Source organism: Candidatus Terasakiella magnetica (assembly GCF_900093605.1).
Taxonomy (GTDB): domain Bacteria; phylum Pseudomonadota; class Alphaproteobacteria; order Rhodospirillales; family Terasakiellaceae; genus Terasakiella; species Terasakiella magnetica.
The window spans coordinates 172413-193519 of the sequence record NZ_FLYE01000001.1 but is presented as its reverse complement, the minus strand read 5'-3'; the positions used below and the strand labels follow the sequence as shown (position 1 = coordinate 193519).

General features: G+C 43.6%; 19 protein-coding genes. 5 read left to right on the top strand and 14 right to left on the bottom strand.

Annotated elements, in window-relative coordinates:
• Positions 1-114 precede the first annotated feature (114 nt).
• Positions 115-999: an ATP-binding protein gene (locus MTBPR1_RS00520; protein WP_069185597.1), complete on the top strand. Its 885-nt coding sequence runs from the start codon at positions 115-117 to the stop codon at positions 997-999.
• A gap of 27 nt (positions 1000-1026) precedes the next feature.
• Here MTBPR1_RS00520 and MTBPR1_RS00515 read toward each other — a convergent pair whose 3' ends face one another.
• The 13 genes from MTBPR1_RS00515 to MTBPR1_RS00455 all read right to left on the bottom strand — a co-directional run bounded on the left by MTBPR1_RS00515 (position 1027) and on the right by MTBPR1_RS00455 (position 15829).
• Positions 1027-2214 carry a SpoIIE family protein phosphatase gene (locus MTBPR1_RS00515; RefSeq protein WP_069185596.1) on the bottom strand — a complete coding sequence of 396 codons (1188 nt, stop codon included), beginning with the start codon at positions 2212-2214 and terminating at the stop codon, positions 1027-1029.
• Positions 2215-2313: 99 nt separating this feature from the next.
• Positions 2314-3255 carry a hypothetical protein gene (locus MTBPR1_RS00510; RefSeq protein WP_069185595.1) on the bottom strand — a complete coding sequence of 314 codons (942 nt, stop codon included), beginning with the start codon at positions 3253-3255 and terminating at the stop codon, positions 2314-2316.
• Complete coding sequence (locus MTBPR1_RS00505) at positions 3248-4315, bottom strand: protein-glutamate methylesterase/protein-glutamine glutaminase (protein WP_069185594.1); 1068 nt, start codon at positions 4313-4315, stop codon at positions 3248-3250. Before MTBPR1_RS00505 ends, MTBPR1_RS00510 begins: the two co-directional genes overlap by 8 nt.
• A gap of 21 nt (positions 4316-4336) precedes the next feature.
• Positions 4337-4963, bottom strand: a complete 627-nt coding sequence (cheD, locus tag MTBPR1_RS00500; protein ID WP_205631194.1) for a chemoreceptor glutamine deamidase CheD — start codon at positions 4961-4963, stop codon at positions 4337-4339.
• A gap of 20 nt (positions 4964-4983) precedes the next feature.
• Entirely contained in the window at positions 4984-5871 is an 888-nt protein-coding gene (locus tag MTBPR1_RS00495) for a CheR family methyltransferase (RefSeq protein ID WP_205631193.1), read from the bottom strand.
• A gap of 60 nt (positions 5872-5931) precedes the next feature.
• Entirely contained in the window at positions 5932-9210 is a 3279-nt protein-coding gene (locus MTBPR1_RS00490; protein WP_069185593.1) for a methyl-accepting chemotaxis protein, read from the bottom strand.
• Between the two features lies 1 nt (position 9211).
• Positions 9212-9751: a chemotaxis protein CheW gene (locus MTBPR1_RS00485; protein ID WP_069185592.1), complete on the bottom strand. Its 540-nt coding sequence runs from the start codon at positions 9749-9751 to the stop codon at positions 9212-9214.
• Positions 9752-9755: 4 nt separating this feature from the next.
• Positions 9756-12131 carry a chemotaxis protein CheA gene (locus MTBPR1_RS00480; RefSeq protein WP_069185591.1) on the bottom strand — a complete coding sequence of 792 codons (2376 nt, stop codon included), beginning with the start codon at positions 12129-12131 and terminating at the stop codon, positions 9756-9758.
• 27 nt (positions 12132-12158) lie between these two features.
• Entirely contained in the window at positions 12159-12524 is a 366-nt protein-coding gene (locus MTBPR1_RS00475) for a response regulator (protein WP_069185590.1), read from the bottom strand.
• The gene (locus tag MTBPR1_RS00470) at positions 12524-12838 is read right to left on the bottom strand and encodes an STAS domain-containing protein (RefSeq protein ID WP_069185589.1); all 315 of its coding nucleotides are present in this window, start codon (positions 12836-12838) and stop codon (positions 12524-12526) included. The genes MTBPR1_RS00475 and MTBPR1_RS00470 overlap by 1 nt, the downstream gene beginning before the upstream one ends.
• Positions 12839-12961: 123 nt before the next feature.
• On the bottom strand, positions 12962-13753 hold the full coding sequence (locus tag MTBPR1_RS00465; protein ID WP_069185588.1) for an Hpt domain-containing protein: 792 nt from the start codon (positions 13751-13753) through the stop codon (positions 12962-12964).
• Between the two features lie 65 nt (positions 13754-13818).
• Positions 13819-14457 (bottom strand): response regulator transcription factor, encoded by a 639-nt coding sequence (locus MTBPR1_RS00460; protein ID WP_069185587.1) that lies wholly within the window; start codon positions 14455-14457, stop codon positions 13819-13821.
• Positions 14450-15829, bottom strand: coding sequence for a cache domain-containing protein (locus MTBPR1_RS00455; protein WP_069185586.1), 1380 nt, complete (start codon positions 15827-15829; stop codon positions 14450-14452). Before MTBPR1_RS00455 ends, MTBPR1_RS00460 begins: the two co-directional genes overlap by 8 nt.
• Before the next feature lie 324 nt (positions 15830-16153).
• Here MTBPR1_RS00455 and MTBPR1_RS00450 point away from each other — a divergent pair, with 324 nt between their 5' ends.
• Positions 16154-17005 carry an alpha/beta fold hydrolase gene (locus MTBPR1_RS00450; protein ID WP_069185585.1) on the top strand — a complete coding sequence of 284 codons (852 nt, stop codon included), beginning with the start codon at positions 16154-16156 and terminating at the stop codon, positions 17003-17005.
• Positions 17005-17223, top strand: a complete 219-nt coding sequence (locus MTBPR1_RS00445; protein WP_069185584.1) for a hypothetical protein — start codon at positions 17005-17007, stop codon at positions 17221-17223. Before MTBPR1_RS00450 ends, MTBPR1_RS00445 begins: the two co-directional genes overlap by 1 nt.
• A 51-nt stretch (positions 17224-17274) precedes the next feature.
• Here the strand turns inward: MTBPR1_RS00445 and MTBPR1_RS00440 are convergent, their stop codons facing one another.
• Positions 17275-18114 (bottom strand): fumarylacetoacetate hydrolase family protein, encoded by an 840-nt coding sequence (locus MTBPR1_RS00440; RefSeq protein WP_069185583.1) that lies wholly within the window; start codon positions 18112-18114, stop codon positions 17275-17277.
• Between the two features lie 57 nt (positions 18115-18171).
• Between MTBPR1_RS00440 and rimO the strand changes: the two genes are divergently transcribed.
• Both rimO and thiI read left to right on the top strand, forming a co-directional pair.
• Positions 18172-19494, top strand: coding sequence for a 30S ribosomal protein S12 methylthiotransferase RimO (gene rimO, locus MTBPR1_RS00435; protein ID WP_069185582.1), 1323 nt, complete (start codon positions 18172-18174; stop codon positions 19492-19494).
• A gap of 82 nt (positions 19495-19576) precedes the next feature.
• The gene (thiI, locus tag MTBPR1_RS00430) at positions 19577-21070 is read left to right on the top strand and encodes a tRNA uracil 4-sulfurtransferase ThiI (RefSeq protein ID WP_069185581.1); all 1494 of its coding nucleotides are present in this window, start codon (positions 19577-19579) and stop codon (positions 21068-21070) included.
• The last annotated feature ends 37 nt before the right edge of the window (positions 21071-21107 follow it).

Genomic DNA, 21107 nt, shown 5'->3' with positions numbered 1-21107 from the left:
TATGATGGAAAAAAGGCTTATTCAGACTAAAATATGTTGATGTTCATTTTCTGATGATGCAGATTAAGGTTAGTGATACGATGAAGTGTTTTTTTGGCTAGAGGAATTCGATAAATGGATGACTTACTTACTCTTGTGGTGAGTGACAACTCTGATTTCCATAATCAAATTGTTTCCAGCCTTGATGGTGAAACGATCAAGACAAGATTCGTCAATAGTCTTGATGACTGTGAACCTCTTTTGCTCGAAAAAGAAAACAATATTTCCACAATCATCTGTGATATTCCAACAGAGCTTTTTGATTTTGAGCGCAAGCTACGCGTTTTAAAAAGAAAAGACCATGGCAAGTACATCCCTATCATTGGGCTTGTGAATGAAACAAGGGACAAATCAGAAATAGCGCGTCAGTTATTTTTTCATATTCTGCCCCTGCCCCTTCATGAACATATGCTTGCTCATACGATTGAGGCGGGAAAATCAGATTTTCGCAGATATCAATCTCTGCTGGGTGAAGTTAGCTCAAGAACATCAGCCATCGGCCTCATTAAATCAGGTGATTTCACGCTGAAGACTCTGCAACAAGCAGAAGCCTTAACAACAATGCTATCACTTGCATGTCCTGATCCTTCAGCTGTTTCTCTTGGTCTTTCAGAATTGCTCGTTAATGCAATTGAACATGGAAACCTTGAAATTTCATATACAGAAAAATCCCAACTTCTGGAGACAGGAAAATGGGATGATGAAATTACAAAACGCTTAAGCGATGACAAATATAAAAATCGTTTTGTCGAAGTTGTATTTGATCGTCAGGAAGACCATATCGACATCGTCATTCGTGACCATGGAAATGGCTTTGATTGGCATAAGTTTATTGATAGTGACCCAGATAAATTCACCAGTAAACATGGCCGCGGCATTGCTATTGCTATTGCCATGGGCTTTAACAAGCTCTCCTATAATGAAAAGGGTAATCAAGTTACTGCGACGATTACCCTTTAATTCAATTAAATTTATCTATCGAAAATTCTATTCGCTCTTGGGGCGGATAAAGCAGACTGTTGTCAAATCATCAGGAATTGGTGGTACTGAGACTTTCAAAAACTCTGTCAGCAGTTTTGGCAAAATCTGATCATAGCCTTCAACAGCATACTTTTTCGTACGCAGCATTAAGCCCTCTTCTTCCCACATTTTTCCTTCAATGTCCGGTGATTCGATCAACGCATCAGAATAGACAAAGACAAAACTATCTTCAGGGAAATCAATGACCTGATTATCATATTGATAATCACCAACAATCCCAACAGGCAAACCTGCCGTATCAATGAAGTGAATGCCCGGCACATCACCATTAGTTCCAACCAGAACAGGCGGTGCAGCGGCAGAGGCATACGTTAGTGTATTTTCTTTTTCATCAATGACAGCCCAGAACAATGTTGCAAATTGTTCTACGGACAAAACTTTTGCCAAATGGGCATTTACCACCTGCAAACATGCTTTTGGGTCACCCCAATCGAGACCGCTCTCGTTGATCAATGTATGCAAACGGAAGGTATTTAAGGCAGAAACAACCCCATGGCCGGAAAAATCAATAATAAAGAAACCAAGGCGATTTTCATCAATTTGCTGCATGCCCCACAAATCGCCACCGAGCTCAGACGAAGCTTTCCAATGGTTCTGAACTTGCAGCTGCATATTATTGTGGACAGCCTCAATCATTTCATCTGTTGGCAGCAGACTTTCCTGAATGATACGTGCGGAATGAAGCTCCTGCTCCATTCGAGCCTGATAGGCTTTTTCTTTTCTTTGCAGCACCACGTTTTGCAATTGCAGTTTAACACGTGCAACGAGCTCATAAACGTTAATAGGTTTAGAAATCAGGTCATTTGCCCCGACCTCAAAAACTTCTGCGCGTTCCTGCGTGGCTTCCATACCTGTTTGGATCAGAATAGAAAGCTGGGAATGTGTTTCACTTTTACAAATACGGCGACAAACCTCAAACCCATCTGTCCCTGGCATAACAATATCAAGGATCAAAAGGTCCGGGTTCAGGTCATCAAGCATCTGCAGTGCAATGTCGCCACTTTCAGCAACATGAATGTTTGTATAACCAGCTTTCATCAGACATGTCTGAATCAGCGTACGCAATACCGCAACATCATCGACAATCAGGATTTTGCAATCCGCTATCTCTGAAAATTTTACGGCTTCATCCATATTCTTTACTTCCTTCCCGTTTGGGTAATTTTTAACACAGATTAATATGTCTATTCAATTAGCAAGCGCATTTTTTTTCATAAATGACTGTAATTATGCCTAAAACAACTCAATATCGTCTGAAGACTCGGCATGTTCTACCTGTAGGTCACCGCCTGAGGCCTGTTCGTCGTAGATATCTTCACCATCATCAAATAAAGTATGTTTTACAAAACGCTCTCGCATTTCGCCAAGGTGGAAACCCGATATCATATTTTCAATCCAGGCTTTATCCGGCTCGATAACAAAATCTTTCCCCAATGAGGGAGAAGATGTTTTTTCCATCTCAACCAACATTTCGACAATGACATTAAGTGTTGCACTAATATGGGAAAGTCGTTGGCTTGTTCGGTCCTGAAATTGCATGCGCATCACAATGTCAGCAATCCCTTTTGAAAGTTCAGAAGAGTCTGCTTGTGATTTGGTCAGAACCTCTTCAATACCATTGCTCTGCTTAACTACATATTCAATCAGGTCTTTAAACTGTTCTTTAATCTGAACTTTATGAACGACATCAATTGAAGCAACCTCTTTTATCGCTTGTTTCACCTTATCCAGATCACTGCACACATTATTTAGAACACTTGTGTCTATAGCTTGACCATTTTCCTGTTTTGCAAATTCAGCCTTTAAAGTACCATCAACACCTTCAAGAACATCAGAAAGGCTTTCTGCGCCTTCTGAGAGGTCAATGATCTTGTTCAAACTTGTATTAAGGTTATCATCAAGCGCGTTAAGGACTGTCGTTAGGGGGACAATCTTACCATCAAATTTTATTGTCGTTGCTTCTTTGGCAAAGACATTAATTTGTTCAGACTGATTTCCTGCAACAAAAGCCAAATTCATGAAACGATCACTGAGCTTTTCAACACTGGTTTCAACCAATTCAGAGGCTGTTTCAACTTCTTTGGCAAGTGCTGTTAAGCCATGACGCTGGGCTGCTGATAAGCGTAACCAGTGTTCCAATGCTTCTTCATAATTATTATGTTCAGAATTACTCACTGGCTTCCCCATTACTATCGCATAATGAAATTAATTCATCTGCAATTTTCTTAATATCAACCTGCTTATGAACAGCGCCACGTTCAAAAGCTGCCTTTGGCATTCCATAAACAACACAGGATGCTTCATCCTGACCAACGTTATAAGCACCAGCCTGTTTTAACTTCAACATGGATTCTGCGCCATCACGGCCCATACCGCTCAACATCACACCAATCGTTTCAGTTGGGCTGACATGGCAAACCGAGTCAAACAAGACATCAACCGATGGGATGTGACCACTAACCGGATTGCCATCAACCAAGCGACAAACTAACTCACCTTTACTGCGCGCAACGCGTAAATGCTTATCACCAGGTGCGAGATAAACATGCCCCGCTTTCGCAACCATATAGTCTTCAGCCTCATGGACATCCATTGCACAAAGCTTATCTAAACGTTTTGCAAAGGTTGTTGTAAATTGTTTAGGCATATGCTGAACGATGAAAATCGGTGGCATATTACTTGGTAAGCGCGATAAAACAGTTCTTATCGCTTCTACCCCACCTGTTGAGGCACCAAAAACAACGATATTCTTATCTCCACCACTGTTAACAAGTGGGGCGACTTTATTTTGGGCAGCATGGTCACTATCAATTTCCTCAAGGGGACGAATGCGCGCACCAGCAGCAGCCTTAACCTTATCAGTAATTTCCTTGGCTTTATCTTCAAGGTTGCGCTGAACATCTTGTTGTGGTTTGGCAACAAAATCAACTGCACCAATTTCCAAGGCCTGTAGCGTGATATTAGCCCCATTTTGGGTCAAAGTCGAAATCATCACCACGGGCATTGGGCGTAATGTCATGATTTTACGCAGAAAATCAATGCCATTCATTTTTGGCATTTCAATATCAAGCGTAACCACATCCGGGTTCAAACGCTTAATCATCTCACGCGCTTTTAACGCGTCAGGTGCTGCCCCAACCACTTCAATTGCAGGATCGTTGCTCAAGATACTCGTCAACATCTGACGGATCAGGGCACTATCGTCCACAATCAAAACTTTAATCTTCTGCGCCATATTATTATTATTACCTTCTCACTAGAACAGTTCGATAGAACCTTCGATCTCGCTCTTCTCGATTTTAGATTTGAAGACTTGTTCTTCTGCCACAACCACTTCGTTATCATGCTTGTCTAACAGCTTCATTTTGACCTTACCCGTCGCTGGGAAATAAACAATTCGACGACCTTGTTCACCCCCCAAATGCTGTGCAGAAACCGCCATATGTTCAATACGTAAGTATGTTTCAACAAATTCGATATTCTTTGTACCGATTAGGGTGGAGGCTGTAATTACGTTTGCCCCACCAAAAAGCTTAATTTCAAGACGGTTTCGCGCACCGCCCATGCGTAAAACATCATTGATCAGCACTTCCATTGCGTAGTTACCATAACGCATAGAAGCACTCACCCCACCCCAGTTACCAGAATCACTTTCTGGCAGCATAAAGTGGTTAATACCACCAACACCCAACTCGGTATCGCGCACACATGCGGCAATGCACGAACCCAATGTGGTGACAATCATTTCTTCTTTATTGGTTGTGACATAATGCGCGCCCGGAGCAACCTTAACCGCAAAATGCTTGAAGCTAGGGTCCCAATATCGTCTGGGTGCCTGTTGGCCTGAGGGGCCATCCATTGAGTATAATGAGCTATCAGCCATATAAACGTTCCCCTACCGCGTCAATTCACACGCTGATAGACAGTGCGACCATAAAGATCGAGACGCCCATCAGTATCAAGAATTGTTTCTGAGTGACCTATAAATAACCATCCCCCGGGTCTTAATAGATCTGCGAATTTACGTGTAATTTCCATTTTTGTTTTATTATCAAAATAGATCATGACATTACGGCAGAAAATCGCATCAAAAGGCCCTTTCACAGGCCATTTACCAATGAGATTTAACTGTTTGAAAGAAATATAGCGTCGTAATCTATTTGATATTTGATATGTTTCAGGTTGGCCTTCACCCTCCCTGAAATATCGTAAATATTCTTCATCGAGACTCTCTACGGAGTTCTTTTTGTAATGACCATTGCGACCGAAATCTAACATATTTGTATCAAGGTCAGTCGCCAATATCTTTGCATCAATATCTTTAGCGTTATGTTGCTTAAGGGCCTTATCCAACACCATTGAAATACTATAGGGCTCTTCACCAGAAGAACAACCCGCAGACCACACGCGAATGCGTTTTTGCCGACCTGCTTTGATATTATGAATAGCTTCTGGGAAAACCTGATTTTCTAAATGTTCGAAATGGTGATTTTCGCGGAAAAACTTTGTCAGGTTCGTTGTAATTGCATTGATAAGATAACCAATTTCCTGATCACCCTTAGAGCCTGCAAGGTAATGCAAATAGTCTGAAAATGACTGGATATTAAGGGCACGAAGACGTCTGGCCAAACGGCTATAGACCATATTCTTCTTATGCTCTTTCATGATAATGCCGGTCCGCATGTGAATAAGGTCAGATAAAGTGGCAAAGTCACTATCAGAAAAAGGGAACTCACGTGATTGCTCACGCGGTTTCATGACAAAACGAACTTTTGGTTTTGCATTTGTCACAGTGTCCCCTTTCGATTTTTTCACCAACTTTATCTTCTTATCAATCATTGAAAAGAACCCTTAAAACTCTTCCCAATCAGCATCTGCCTTTACATCTGCCCCTGCACGTGGAGCATCATTTGAAACAGATCCTGAATCTTCTGGAGCGTAATCATCAAAATCGTCTTCAAAATCATCTACATCTGTTTCAATACTGCTTTGTGGTATTTGTGCAATTGCTTGTGGCTGTGGCGCCTCAATTGCAGAAACTGGCGTTGCAATATTGATTTTATCTTTCCCGATATCGAAATAAGACATCAGCTGCATCATTTTTTCAGACTGTTCTTCAAGTGAACGCGCACTTGCAGAACTTTCTTCAACCAATGCCGCATTTTGCTGGGTCATTTCATCCATCTGGGTAATCGCAGCATTGATTTCACCAACGCCAGAAGCCTGTTCTTGGCTGGCTGCCGCAATCTCAGATACGATATCAGCAACACGTTTAATGCTGTCTACGATATTTTCAAGCGATCCACCTGTTTCACCAACAAGTTTCACACCTTCGCGGACCTGCTGATTACTATCAAGAATGAGGCTCTTGATATCTTTGGCAGCTTCACTACTACGTTGAGCAAGCGTTCTCACCTCAGAGGCAACAACCGCAAAGCCTTTACCAGCATCACCAGCCCGCGCAGCTTCAACAGCTGCGTTCAAGGCCAACAAGTTGGTTTGGAAAGCAATTTCATCAATCACCCCGATAATATCCGAGACCTTCTGCGAGGATCCTTCAATTGAAGACATGGCTTCAACGGCTTGTTCAACAACAGAGCCGCCTTCTTCAGCCACATCGCGTGCCTTAATGGCAAGCACATTGGCTTGTTGAGCGTTATCTGCATTTTGCTTAACCGTTGTTGACATCTGCTCCATAGAAGCCGCTGTCTCTTCAAGGCTGGAAGCTTGCGTCTCTGTGCGTTGAGAAAGATCAATTGAGCCTGAAGAAATTTCTTTCGAAGCACTTGTGATCTCATTAGAGGAAACCAGAATATCACCTACGATACCTTTTAGGCGTGTAGAGGTCTGATTTGTATCCTGTTTCAAGGTCTCGTAAGTACCTGAGTAATCTTTCGTGATCTGATATTGCAAATCACCTTTTGCAAGTGATGAAAGCGACTCCGCGATTTCACCAAATACATCACTAACCGTATCATTCAAGGCATTGATGCTTTGACCAAGGGCTTCCATAAAGCCTTCTTTGCCATCAAGTGAAATACTCTGTGTAAAGTCACCATTCACAACGGCGCGCACCACATTATCAACTTCTTCTTGAACATGCAGTTCAGCAGTGATGTCTTTCCACTCAACCACACTACCCAGACGCTTACCTTCTTGGTCTTTAACCGGCGCAGCCGTTAAATCAAAGGTACGTTGCCCCATGACCATGCGTGTTTTATGGATATTCTCAAGCTTCGCCAGCAAATCTGCCTGATGTTGTGGGTTCTTGTGATAAATATCAATAGATTGGCCCAAAACATTATGCGCATCAAAATGTGGAAGACGTTGTTTAATATCATTTTCGGCAACATCAAACATATGTTGAACCGCAGGGTTCATATAAACGACTTTGCGATCTGAATCTGCAACCATGATACAGGTTGTTGCATTATCCAATGCGGCACGAATGCGGTAATTTTCTTCAGCAACAGCTTTCTCAGCCTCTTGACGAGACAAGAGGTCCGTAAGGTCGTTCCATTCAACAACACTGCCCAAACGATTACCTTCATCATCCGTAACTGGGGCAGCTGTCAAATCAAAACTACGCACACCCAACGTCAAACGAGTTGTGTGTGTTCCTGATAATTTAGCAAGGACATCCGCCTGATGTTGTGGGTTCTTATGATAGATATCAATATTTTGTCCCAAAACGTTATTGGCATCGAAATGCGGCAATGCTTCTTTAATATCAGCTTCTGCAACACGCAGCATTTCTTCAACCGCCGGGTTCATATAGACGATTTCACGATCTGTATTGGCAACCATAATACAGGTTGTTGCATTATCTAATGCGGCACGAATGCTCTTATTTTCAACACTTAAAGAATAAATCTGATTAAGTGAACGTGCCATCTCACCAAGCTCGTCACCACGTTCTTGCATTTGGACAGATTTTACACGACCAGCAGCGAGTTCATTTACGAGGTCAGTTAGTGCTGAAATTGGTTGAGCAATACTGCGGCCCAAGAAGATGCCAACAACAACCACACCGACGATAATAACGATAAGAATAAGCAGGACTGTGTTTCTGATGTCATCAATAAAGGCAAAAGCTTCTTCTTCCTCCTGCATGACAACAACTGCGTATTTCGCTCCTTTAAAATCAAATGGTGCATAACCTACAAAATGAGGGTGTGCCGCTTCATCTTCGCCCCAATCAGCTAGGTCAGCGACCATCAAACCGGATTTACCTTCAAGGGCTTTGCGAACATATGCCCCATCAACAGGACGTTTTAAGACTGTCGGTTTATCAATAATAGGAGATTGGTTGCGTGCAAGGCGGTCTTCACCAACAAGGATGACCTCACCTGTTGCGCCCAAATTCGTTTCTTTGGCAATCAAGGCATTGATGCGATCAATCGGCATTTGGAAAATCAAAACACCTTTTGTTTCACCATCAACGACAATCGGCTGACCGATAAAGCTCGCAGGTGCATCATTACTTGGCTTATAGGGCTTAAAGTCATAGAAAGTTTGTTCACCTTCACCCAACTTCAAAGCAGAACGAAACGTATTGGCAAGATCAGTGTTTTTCCACTGGCCTGAATTCAAGTTTGTAGCGTAATCAAGCTCTTTAAAGACAGAATAAACAAGGTTACCTTTTGTATCGATCATAAAGATATCGTAATAACCACGTTGTTCCAGAAACTTGCGATACCAAGGGTGATAGGCCTTATGGACCTGCCCATAGGCAGATTTATCACCATCAGCAATATTGAGTTTGTGTTTTTCACCCATCGGATAAGCGTTTTCAGTAATGAAAAGGCGTTTAAGCTCAGCTTTTGGGTCACCGTCATACATATTCCATGCACGAGAGAAAGAAAGCTGTGCTTTTTTCGTCATCGGTGCATCGGCAACAATGCTCAGGTCATCGGAAATGGTTTTGAAATAATCCGTTAATTCAGCAGCTCTTTGTTTTGTCAGAGTTTCAAAGTTGCCTTTTAAATTCTCTTCCTCAACATTTTCAAACTGAATAATCGCAAAAAAGGCAATCAACAAAGCACTGACAGCCGCAGAAGCGGTAATAAACAGTGGAATTTTTCGCGATAATTGCCAAAAGGATTTATTTTGGGTCATTTCTTCACTCATTTTATTTATCCCCTACTGCAGCTTCGCCTAATGCGATTCCGGTTTCAATTGCTTGTGGGTTGAAAAGCAGGTCAACATCAAGCAACGCGACCATTCGTGTTTTAACGGTAACCAGACCGCTGAGATATTCATCGTCAATATTACGATCCATTTTAGGAACTTCTTGAATATCACCTTGTGAAATACTGATAATATCTGAAACAGTATCCACCAAAATACCAACCATACGGTTTTGAACCTGAACAATGACAACCACATGCATTTTGGTCGCCTCAGTTAGGCCCATACCAAAACGACATCGCAAATCAAAAATAGGCACGATCAAACCACGTAAGTTCAACACACCACGCATGAATTCAGGTGTATTTGGAAGATGCGTTGTCTCTGTCCAGGCTTTGATCTCACGAACAGCCATAATGTCGACGCCGTATTCTTCCTCACCAATGGTAAAGGTAATGAATTGGTTCACTTCCTCACCCGCATTTTGAAGCTCACCATTTTCATGTACACTGGGCATGAGGTTATTGTCAGTCGATGCCATGTGTTTACTCTCCAGTCAAAAGGACCTGCTGTTTCAGGTTACCAAATTTGCGACGCTTCTCTGCGCCATGTTCCATTTCTGCTAATCCATCAACATCCAAAATTAAAGCGACCTTGCCATTACCCATAATGGTTGCTGCTGAAATCCCAGAAATTGGATCATAATTATCTTCTAAGCTTTTGATGACGACTTGTTGTTGCCCCAACAGTTCGTCAACCATAATGCCTACATTACCGTAACGTTCTGTTTCAACAATCACGACCAAGGCTTCCGCCGGGTCCGTAACGGCATCTTTGACATTAAAGAGGCGATACAGGTTCACAATACGAATATATTCACCACGAACAGAAGCAAGCACACCGCCATTTACAAGAACTTTTAACTCTTCCTCAACAGGATGGATGCTTTCAATAATCGCGGTGAGTGGAATGATATATTTCTCAGTACCGCATTTAACAATCATGCCATCAAGAACAGCGAGGGTCAGCGGCAATGACATGGAAAAACGCGTACCTTCACCCGGTGTTGAATAAACAGAGATCCGCCCGCCAAGATTGACGATATTACGGCGCACCACATCCATACCAACACCACGGCCCGAAACATCACTGATCTCATCAGCCGTGGAAAAACCAGGGGCAAAGATCAGGTTATCAATTTCTTCATCATCAAGGTCGTGATCTTCTTCAATGACACCTTTTTCAATGGCTTTGGCAACCACACGCTCGCGGTTGATACCGCGTCCGTCATCACTGATATCAATCTGGATACGTCCACTGCGGTGTTCTGCACTTAAATGAATTGTTGCACGTTCTTTTTTACCGCTTTCCTGCCTTTGTTCTTTCGTCTCAATCCCATGATCAACCGAATTTCGGATCATGTGCGTAAGCGGGTCCATCAACTGTTCAATAACCGTTTTATCAACTTCGGTCATTTCACCAGAGGTAATCAGGTCAATTTTCTTATTTAGTTTTGTTGAAAGTTCACGCACCAGTCGTGGCATTCTGGCAAAAACAGATTTCACAGGCTGCATGCGAATAGCCATAACGCTTTCTTGCAACTCACGCGTATGCGCACTGAGGTCTTCAAAGCCCTGTGACATCACCTGACCAGCATTATTTGCAAGGTCTTCTGATTGTTGCTTAAGCATGGCCTGTGTAATGACAAGCTCCCCCACCATATTGACAAGCTTATCAACACGATCAAGTTCAACACGGATAGATGATACTTTTTGTGCAGCTGGTGCTGAACCGCCAGCCCCGCTATTGGGTTTGGCTTTCTTCTCAGTAAGCTCTTTCTTTGTCGGCTTGGGCACAGGTGGTGGTGCAATCTGTGCAGGAGCAGGTTCTTCTTTAACAGGTTTTGGTGTCGGCTGTTCGGCCTTTACCTCAGTCTTTTGAACAGGTTCTTCAACAGCTGCAGTCGCTTTAGGGGCTGTGTCTTGAGAAATTTCGCTCTTGGAAATTTCTTTGATCTCTAATTTACAGTCATCAACAACAAATTCGAAAACTTCGTGAATGTCATCAAGGGATTTATCTGTACGTAACTCAAAAACCCAGCTTAAATATGCCACATCAGGCGAAATATTAACTAGTTTTGGCAGGCGTGAAATATCAACTTTTGCTCTACATTCACCCAAGGTTCCAAGTTCACGCGCCAATAATAATGGCTCATTGGCAAACTGGAGAAGATGGGCTTCTGGAATAAAGCAAATACTGTAAAGCGGAAGCGTCGTATCAGTTGGCTGTTCTGCCTGAACTGGTTCTGCTACTTCATCATCGTCATCAAAAAGGCCCCAGCCCTGTTCTTCATCACTGAGCGGCTCATTTATTTCAACTTTGCCCGTTGCTGTGGAACCAATATCATCAAGAAATAACCCCCACCCCTGTTCATCTTCTTCTTCAGACGTCTTGTTATAATCGTCTGAGGGAACTGAAGTAGAAGCCTGCGCAGTTTCCCCCGATTTTGACGGGATCGGCTTACCATTGGTATAGGCTTCAAGGTCGTCAGCGACAGCTTTCCAGATTGAGGCTTCAACCTCTTCATCGTCCTGTGCCATCTGTACAAGTCGGGCCAGAACGTCATTTGCAGAGATCAAGCACTCTGCCATTTCTTCAGTTAGTTCAAGCTTACCTTCACGTAGCTTGTCTAACATCGTCTCAAAGATATGTGAAAAACTTACAAGGTCAGTAAAATTAAAGGCGCCCGCGCCCCCTTTGATAGAGTGCACGCACCGAAAAATCGCATGTAATGTTTCAACATCGACATCGGATAATTCTGCTTGCAAAACACCAAGGTACTCTTCTGCGGCTGACAGAAGATCCTGACATTCTTCAAAATATGTCGCTTTAAACTGACTTAGGTCAAAATCTTGAGGCACTGTTCACGTACCTTTCTCAACGATAGATTATGGGCAAACTTTAGAAACAACTTGAAGAAGCTTGTCTGGGCTGAAAGGTTTAACAATCCACCCTGTCGCGCCCGCAGCACGACCTTCGTTCTTCTTCGAGCTATCAGATTCAGTCGTCAAAACCAATATTGGTGTCGACTTATGAACATCATTGGCACGTAGGTTTTTGATCAGTGTAATGCCGTCCATACGTGGCATATTCACATCCGTGATGATTAAATCAACACGATCATTTCCCAATTTAGCCAATGCATCTTCACCGTCACCGGCTTCAATAACATCATGCCCTGCGTTTCTTAATGTGAAACCCACCATATCACGCATGGTTTTGGAATCATCGACAGCTAAAACACGCAATCCCATTAATTTTTACTCCAATTATCTAGATATTCAGATAAGCCCAAATCACGCATCCCACGTTCAAATCCTGAGCTGGTATTCTTTATTGAAAATTTTCCACCGTTGGCTTCAACATCAATTGATGCAGCCAACATAACCTGGACACAAGGTGTAGAAATACGTTCAACACCCTCGCTATCGATTGTTACATCTTTTGAGAGCGTGGTGCATTCTCTAAATGACATCAGAAGTTCTTCTGCTACCGACATATCAAGTATCGGTATAAGGCTAAGCCCCGCAACCCCGTTTTCAACCTTTATGCTAAAGGTATCACTCATTTAAATTCTTCCTCGACCCGTATAGACACATGTCATATTTTTACAAAATTCTAAAACTATCACTGTGACCAAATTGTTATTAACAAACATGCTAACAGCCTATTTAGAAAAATAAAATAGTTTCTAAGCTGTAACCGCCACTGCAATAAAATTCATAACATCAATAGAAGCATTTTTTTCAGACAAGAGATGTACGCCTTGCAAGTTTTCGCTTAAAGCGGCACGACGATCTGGACATATAAGCGCGATCTTCACTTTTGACATTTGGCGCATTGAGTCAAGGCTACGCACGAGTTCCGCCCCATCCATTTCCTCGAGTTCTTGTGAAACAACTATAATTTCCGGTTTCTTTTGTATTGCTGTTTTATAACCCTTAAATGCAGAAATCGTCGATAAAACAGAAAAGCCATTTTCTTCAAATGAAGGAGCTATTTCAGCGATAAGCTCGACATTATTACCAATAATGAGAACTTGAGCTGACGAATCTTTCACAGAATCTGGTTTGCTTGTATCTTTCTGAGGGAGGTTGCCTAACCAGTAATCCACTTTGGACGTATCTTGCGCTTCATCACTTTCAATTAAGTCCGAAAGACGATCCACATATTTGTAGGCATCATCAACTTGTTCAGAACTAAGATGAGTTGAATTCTCAAGATAATCTTCAAATCTGTGGCACAGTTGTGTCACAAGCGGCATCTGGAATGTCCCGCCCATGCCCTTGAGACTATGAATTTCACGGTGAAACTCTTCATATACAGCACTATCCATCTGACTATCCATTTGGAAGTCAGTGTCATTCATTGCTGCGATGAGTTCGAGTATTTCATTAAGGCGAGTAAGTTTTTCATGCGCTGTCTCTATGAACTTTTCGTTCATTTGCGCAAGGATTTCGCTCATATCAGGGATTTTTTCCATGATTTACTCTAATACCTTCCGTGTTAAAATATACTTCATTTAGATAATGAACATTTTTTTTAAGATTACAACTCAACAATACCATTTTCAATGGCATATTTTACAAGACCTGCAGAAGTCTTGACGCTTAATTTTCGTTTTATGTTGCGTCTGTGTGTCTCTACGGTTCTCACACTAATATCTAATTCTCGCGCTACGTGTTTATTACTATTACCTTCTGCCAGTAACTGCAAAATTGTTTTTTCACGATCCGTTAATGGCACTTGTTTATTTGTGCCTTCATTAACCAGTATGTCAGTCACGCCAGAACTGTAATAGGTTTTTCCTTCATACACAGCCTTGATCGCACTGATCATTTCATTTGATGAAACATCTTTAAGAATATAGCCCTTAGCCCCAGCCTTTAAGACACGGGTGATATATTCACGACTGTCATGCATGGTGAGCATCAATAGACGAATATCAGGAAGCTCAGCAGAAAATTTTTCAGCCGCTTCAATGCCGTTCATTACTGGCATATTGATATCCATTAAAACGATATCTGGTTTATGCTCACCGGCAAGATGCAAAGCTTCTTCCCCATTGCTCGCTTCAGCTATCACATCAATATGACCATCATCTTCAAGGCGTGAGCGAATACCGTCTAAGACCAAAGGGTGGTCATCCACCAAGAGTACACGTATTTTTTGACTATTATTATCCATTATCCACCTGTAACAGCACCTTGAGTGGTAGTTTTGATTCTACGACCGTTCCTTTTTCGGGGGAAGACCAGACGGTCAACTCCCCACCATGGAATTCTATACGTTCCTGCATGTTTCGCAAGCCAATCCCTTGAAAGGCATTTTTTCGCCCCTCCATTCTCAGCACATCAAAACCCACACCATCATCTGATATGATCATCCTGATCCCGTCAACACGTTTTACCAACTCTATCTTCACCTGTGACGCCCCAGAATGGCGTTCAATATTGGTCAAGGCTTCCTGTGCAATGCGAAATAAAGTTGTTTTGATATCTGGGCCAAGTTGCTTTGTGAACGGATGTTTTTTAAAAGTCGCTTCAATACCTGTGCGCTCTCCAAATTCATGGCTCATGGCATCAAGCGCTGCTGAAAGCCCGATATCATCAAGAACGCTGGGTCTAAGGTCCCTTGAAATGCGTCTAACCTCACCAATGGCTTCACGCAAGCCCTTTGCCCCTTTTTCCATGGGTTTTATCGCATCGCTTGAACCGGCATGAATTTTATCAATGGCAAGTTCAATAGAATATTTAACAGAGACTAAAATCTGACTGATACCGTCATGAAGCTCTCTGGAAACACGTCCACGTTCTTCTTCCTGAAATTCAACAATACGCTGGGTGAGCTCTTTAAGTTTTGTATCGGCAAGCTTTCGCTCATTGGCATTGATGACAAGACCTGAGGTAAAAACCCCTGCCAAAGCCATCACCGCAATCCAGAAAATCAAAAAGAAAGTGCGTTCAATCCGGTCCTTGATCTCTTTTTTGCGCGCTTCAATCTGGTTATAGATATCATCCAGATAAATCCCCGTGCCAATCATCCAATCCCATTTTTCCAGCATAACAGCGTAACTAAGCTTTTCCGCCACTTCGTCTGAGGAGGGTTTTTCCCAAAGGTAGCGATAATACCCCCCGCCCTTTCGCGCCCGTTCCGTCAGTTCTTTAATCACAAGGCGGCCTTTGCTGTCTTGAAGGCCCCACCAGTTTAACCCGACAATCTCCGGCTGACCTGGATGGACAAGGCCTGTGCCATCACCTGCATAAACAAAAAAGTATCCATCCTTACCGTAAGTCAGATCATTAAGGATCGCTTTGACTTTTTCTTTTGCCACCTCGTCATCATCACCTGCATTTTGATAAACATGGTCCACAGCCGTTAAGGCCATATGCATATAATGTTTTAACTCATCTGTTTTGGCAGAGATCACATTTGTTTCAACACGTTGTAACTGTTCATCAATCAAATCATCTGATTGAAAGAACAGGATAAAGATGATCGCACTAACCGCAAAAAATAACGGGAGAACAGCAAGTAAGAGGATTTTTAGGCGCAGCATTGGCAATCTCACACATTGAAACTACGCAATCATAACATGATAGAGGAAAATGCCTACTACGCAGAAATAGGTAGTATATCTACGTATTCATTGCGATTTCCAATATCTAATTAATTCGTTAGGTTATTTTCAGGTTGTTAAAAACGACAGCTTACTTGATAGCACTCCTTTTCCCCCGAACTGCGCACCCAATGTGGTATCAAGTCTGTCAAACATGTTTTACGACAACGTTCCCAAACGAAGGCTTCTTGCTTCCCTGGCAAGAAGCCTTTTTCTTGTGCCAAAGAACGGGTATAAATGTTTTTAGAATCAAGGGAGTTCAAAATGTTCAAACAAAAAGAGCCTGTCTCGCATTATATCAATGTGGAGGGTTATGAAATCCATGTCACCGAGTGGGGTGTTGATAACCCCTCCAGCATCCTCATGTGGCATGGGCTTGCCCGAACGGGGCGTGATTTTGATCACCTGGCTGAACTACTCTCTAAACGCTATCGTGTTTTATGCCCAGATACCCTTGGGCGCGGGCTTTCCCAATGGGGCCAAAACCCTAAAGAAGAATATTGTTTCGACTTCTATGAAAAGATCGCACTGAAAGTCTGTGAAATCTTCGGCTTCTATCATTTTGACTATATCGGCACCTCCATGGGTGGGGCTTTGGGCATGCGCTTGGCAGGTGGACCTTTGCGCGATAACATCAACCGCCTTGTCATCAACGATATCGCCCCACAATTAGCTGAGGCCGCCGTTGATCGTATCCTAACCTACGCTGGCTCCCCGCCCTCTTTTGAAACGATCGGACAATTAGAAGACTATCTTCAAACTGTGTATGAGCCATATGGTTATCTTACTGATGAGCAATGGCGCTTGATGGTGGAAACGTCTTATCGACGCATGGATAACGGTCAAATTACTCTGCATTATGACCCCAAAATGGTGACGCAATTTACAGCTCACCCTAATGATTATGACCTGTGGGAAACTTATGAGAAGATAAAAGCGGAAACGCTTGTTTTAAGGGGGGCTGAGTCTGACCTTCTGCTGACTGAATGGGCGCAACACATGACAGAAGTCGGCCCCAAAGCGCACCTGATTGAAATACCGGGATGCGGTCATGCCCCAGCCCTTAACAAAACACAGCAAACCCATATTATCGAAAAGTTTTTGGAGAATGACTAATGTCTGGTGATGACCATATCAAAAAGCTCCTTCAAGAGGGATTAGGCAAATTCAACATGGAAGACCAGCTTGATAAAAAAACTGACCCGCGCACCCAAGCCCCCGATGAAGTGCCAAGCTTTGATGAGCTCGGTTATGACTATGAAACCAATCCGGTTTTGAAAAAACGTGTGGAAGAAGAGATCAAAGAGCTCAAGAAAAAAGACGGTATTGAGTGATTTTTTGGACACTGGCCAGCTTGTCATGCTGGCATAGGCCTGCAACCAGATTTACTCAGAAACCACCTTTTGCGTTTGCACACCAAGCCCCTGAATGCCCAAGCTCATTTCATCACCCGCTTTTAAATAGACTTGCGGATTTTGCCCCATGCCAACACCGGGTGGCGTGCCCGTAGAAATCACATCACCGGGCTGTAAAGACATAAAGCGCGAGAGATAGCTCACCAAGTGTTTCACCCCAAACACCATGGTCTCTGTTGTGCCTTCCTGAAAACGTTTACCATTAACTTCCAGCCACATAGATAAGTTTTGCGGGTCAGCAATTTCATCTTTGGTGACCAGCCACGGGCCGATAGGGGCAAAAGTATCGCAAGACTTGCCCTTCACCCACTGTCCGGTATTTTCCAGCTGATAGGCCCTTTCAGAAACATCATTTAAGATGCAATAGCCCGCCACATAATCAAGGGCGTCTTCTTCGCTGACATATTTTGCTTCTTTACCAATGACAAAAGCGAGCTCACATTCCCAGTCTGTTTTTTCTGAGCCGCGCGGTAAAAGCACATCATCATTTGGCCCATTGATCGCACTTGTTGCTTTGGTAAAAAGTACAGGTTCACTTGGCACGTCCATCCCCGCCTCTGCGGCATGGTCTGAATAATTAAGTCCGATACAGAGGATTTTACCAATATTGCCAACACAAGGGCCAAAGCGTACATCGCCTACTTCTGGCAAGCTGTTCACATCAATCTTGGCCAGTTTCGCCAACATCTCATCAGATAAGGCATTTCCATCAATATCATAGATATGGTCTTCAAGGCTGCGAATGCGGTGTTGATCATCAAGGATGCCGGGTTTTTCATCACCTTTTTCGCCAAAACGAACAAGTTTCATAATTGTTTCCCTTCCCTATTCTTTACTTGTGGGGCCAAGCACATTATATAAGCCGCCATGAGCACAGATATTCCAAAGATTGGCATTGTCAGCCTTGGTTGCCCAAAGGCACTGGTTGATTCCGAACGTATCCTGACACGCCTTCGTGCAGAAGGCTATGAAATTTCGCCGACCTATGATGGCGCGGATGCGGTGATTGTTAACACCTGCGGCTTTATTGATAGTGCCAAACAGGAATCTTTTGACGCCATTGGCGAAGCGCTTAATGAAAATGGTAAAGTGATTGTCACGGGCTGTCTTGGTGTGGATGAAGAAGGCATTCGTGAAATCCACCCCGGTGTGCTTGCCGTAAGCGGTCCTCACCAATATGAAAGCGTGATGCAGGCCGTGCACGAAGCCTCCCCCCCGCTGCATAACCCGCATATGGACCTTATTCCGGCAGAAGGCATTAAGCTCACGCCACGCCATTTTGCCTATCTTAAAATATCTGAAGGCTGTAACCAGTCCTGCACTTTCTGCATTATCCCCTCCATGCGCGGCAAGTTACGCTCGCGCCCTGCTGGTGAAGTGCTTAAAGAAGCAGAAAACCTCGCTTTAAGTGGGGTGAAAGAGCTTTTGCTGGTTTCCCAAGATACAGGGGCCTATGGCTCTGACCTTAAATATGAAGAAAGCGATTTTTACGGCAAAGCGGTTCGCACCAAAATGTATGACCTGCTTGATGCCCTTGGCAGTATGAAGGTCTGGACGCGTCTTCATTATGTATACCCCTACCCTCATGTGGATGATGTCATCCCCTTGATGGCTGAAGGTAAAGTACTGCCCTATCTGGATATCCCCTTCCAACATGCCTCGCCTAAGGTTCTTAAGCTCATGAAGCGACCGGGCAACCAGATGGAGCTGTTAGAACGCATCAATAAATGGCGCGAGATTTGCCCAGAAATCACCATTCGCTCCACCTTTGTTGTGGGCTTCCCCGGTGAGACGGAAGAAGATTTTGAATATCTGCTTGATTGGCTGGGAAAAGCCCGTCTGGACCGTGTGGGCTGCTTTAAGTACGAAAATGTTGACGGTGCCGCCGCCAATGATCTGCCTGATCATGTGGATGAAGAGGTTAAGGAACAACGCTGGAACCGCCTAATGGAGTTCCAACGCCAGATTTCTGATGAGATCATGCAAGAAAAAGTCGGCAAAACCTTTGAAGTGTTGATTGACGAGGTGGATGAAGACGGCGCAGTTGGGCGCACCAAAGGCGATGCCCCAGAAATTGACGGTGAAGTCTTTATTGATGGTGATGGCTCAACCGAGCTTGAAGTCGGTGATGTTGTGAACATTAAAATTCACGCGGCTGAAGATTATGACCTTTGGGGAACCTTGGCATAATGACAGCCATTGACTTCACCAAGTCATAGGCGTACAAGGCGCGCACCTCCATTCATTTTTACATATAAGAAAGTGCACCGCCATGGAAGTGTCCACAAGGTACCCACATGTTATTATCATCCGTCTTGCACCGGAAATGATGTTAAAAGCGCCTGCAACGCGCAAGAAGTTCCAAAAAGCCCTGCGTTCTAATATGCAGGAAGGTCTGGAGCGTGCAGGCATTGAGTTTGACATCATCGGTCATGAAGGCCGCATGCAGGTTCATACCTCTGATCAGGAAAAAGCCCTTGATGTTATTTCACGCACCTTTGGTGTGGCGAGCTATTCCCCCATTGATAAAATCATCGATGGCGGGCTTGAAGCCCATAAAGAGGCCGCGGTTGAGCTTTATAAAGAGCTTGTAACCGATAAAACCTACGCCGTGCGTATCAAACGTCTGGGCAACAAAAAGAAATTCACTTCTGTTGAGATGGAACGCCACATCGGTGGCTGTTTGCGACCCTTTGCCAAAAAGGTTGATCTGGATAATCCCGAAGTCATGATCAAGGCCGATGTTGCGGGTGATCTGGCGTATTTCTATACCCAAAAAATCGCTGGGCCCGGTGGCTTCCCCATTGGCATTCAAGGTAATGCCATCACGCTTATTTCCGGTGGTTTTGATTCTGTTGTGGCGGCTTGGTACCTGATGAAACGCGGTGCCATGAACGACTTTGTATTTTGCAACCTCGCAGGTGGCGCTTATGAGCGCATGGTGGTTGAAATCACCAAAGTACTGTGTGATCGTTGGGCCACAGGCACGCGACCAAAACTTTATTGCATTGATTTTGAACCTGTTATTAATGACCTTCGCGCCAATACGGCCCCTGAATGGTGGCAGGTTATTCTCAAACGCCAGATGTATCGCGCAGGCTGTGAAATTGCCAAACGTATTGGCGCTGATGCGCTTGTCACAGGCGAAGCCTTGGGTCAGGTCTCTTCACAGACATTATCCAACCTCAACACCATTGATGAAGTTTCCGACATTCCGGTTTTGCGCCCCTTGATTGGTTTTGATAAAGAACAGATCATTAAAGATGCGCGCATGATTGGCACGGATAAACTGTCTGAGAAAATCCCTGAATATTGCGCGCTTAATAAACGCCGCCCTGCGGTTAAGTCTGGTCGCAACACTATTGCGAAACAAGAAACAAAAATGGATTTCTCTGTGCTTACCGATATGGTTGAGGGCTGTAAAATCTATGACATGTTTGATGTAACTGACGAAGATATCGCCCAGCACAGCGTGTTTATTGAAGAAATCCCCGAAAAAGCCATCATCATCGATTGCCAACCAGAAAGCCTCTATGACGATTGGCATGTGGCGGGTGCAAAAAATTACACCGCTGGTAAATTGATGAACAGCTTGCGCGAGCTTAAAAAGACCCAGCCTTACGTGCTTTATTGCCCCTTTGGCACACAATCAGCCGTACTTGCTGAGCGTATGCAAAAAGCAGGTTACGAGGCCTATTCCTATAAAGGCGGGATCAAACAGCTTAAACGCATGTTCCCAAACGGGGCTGAGCTCGACGAGGAATAAACTTTATTTCCTTTATCCGTGCATGAATAAAATAAAT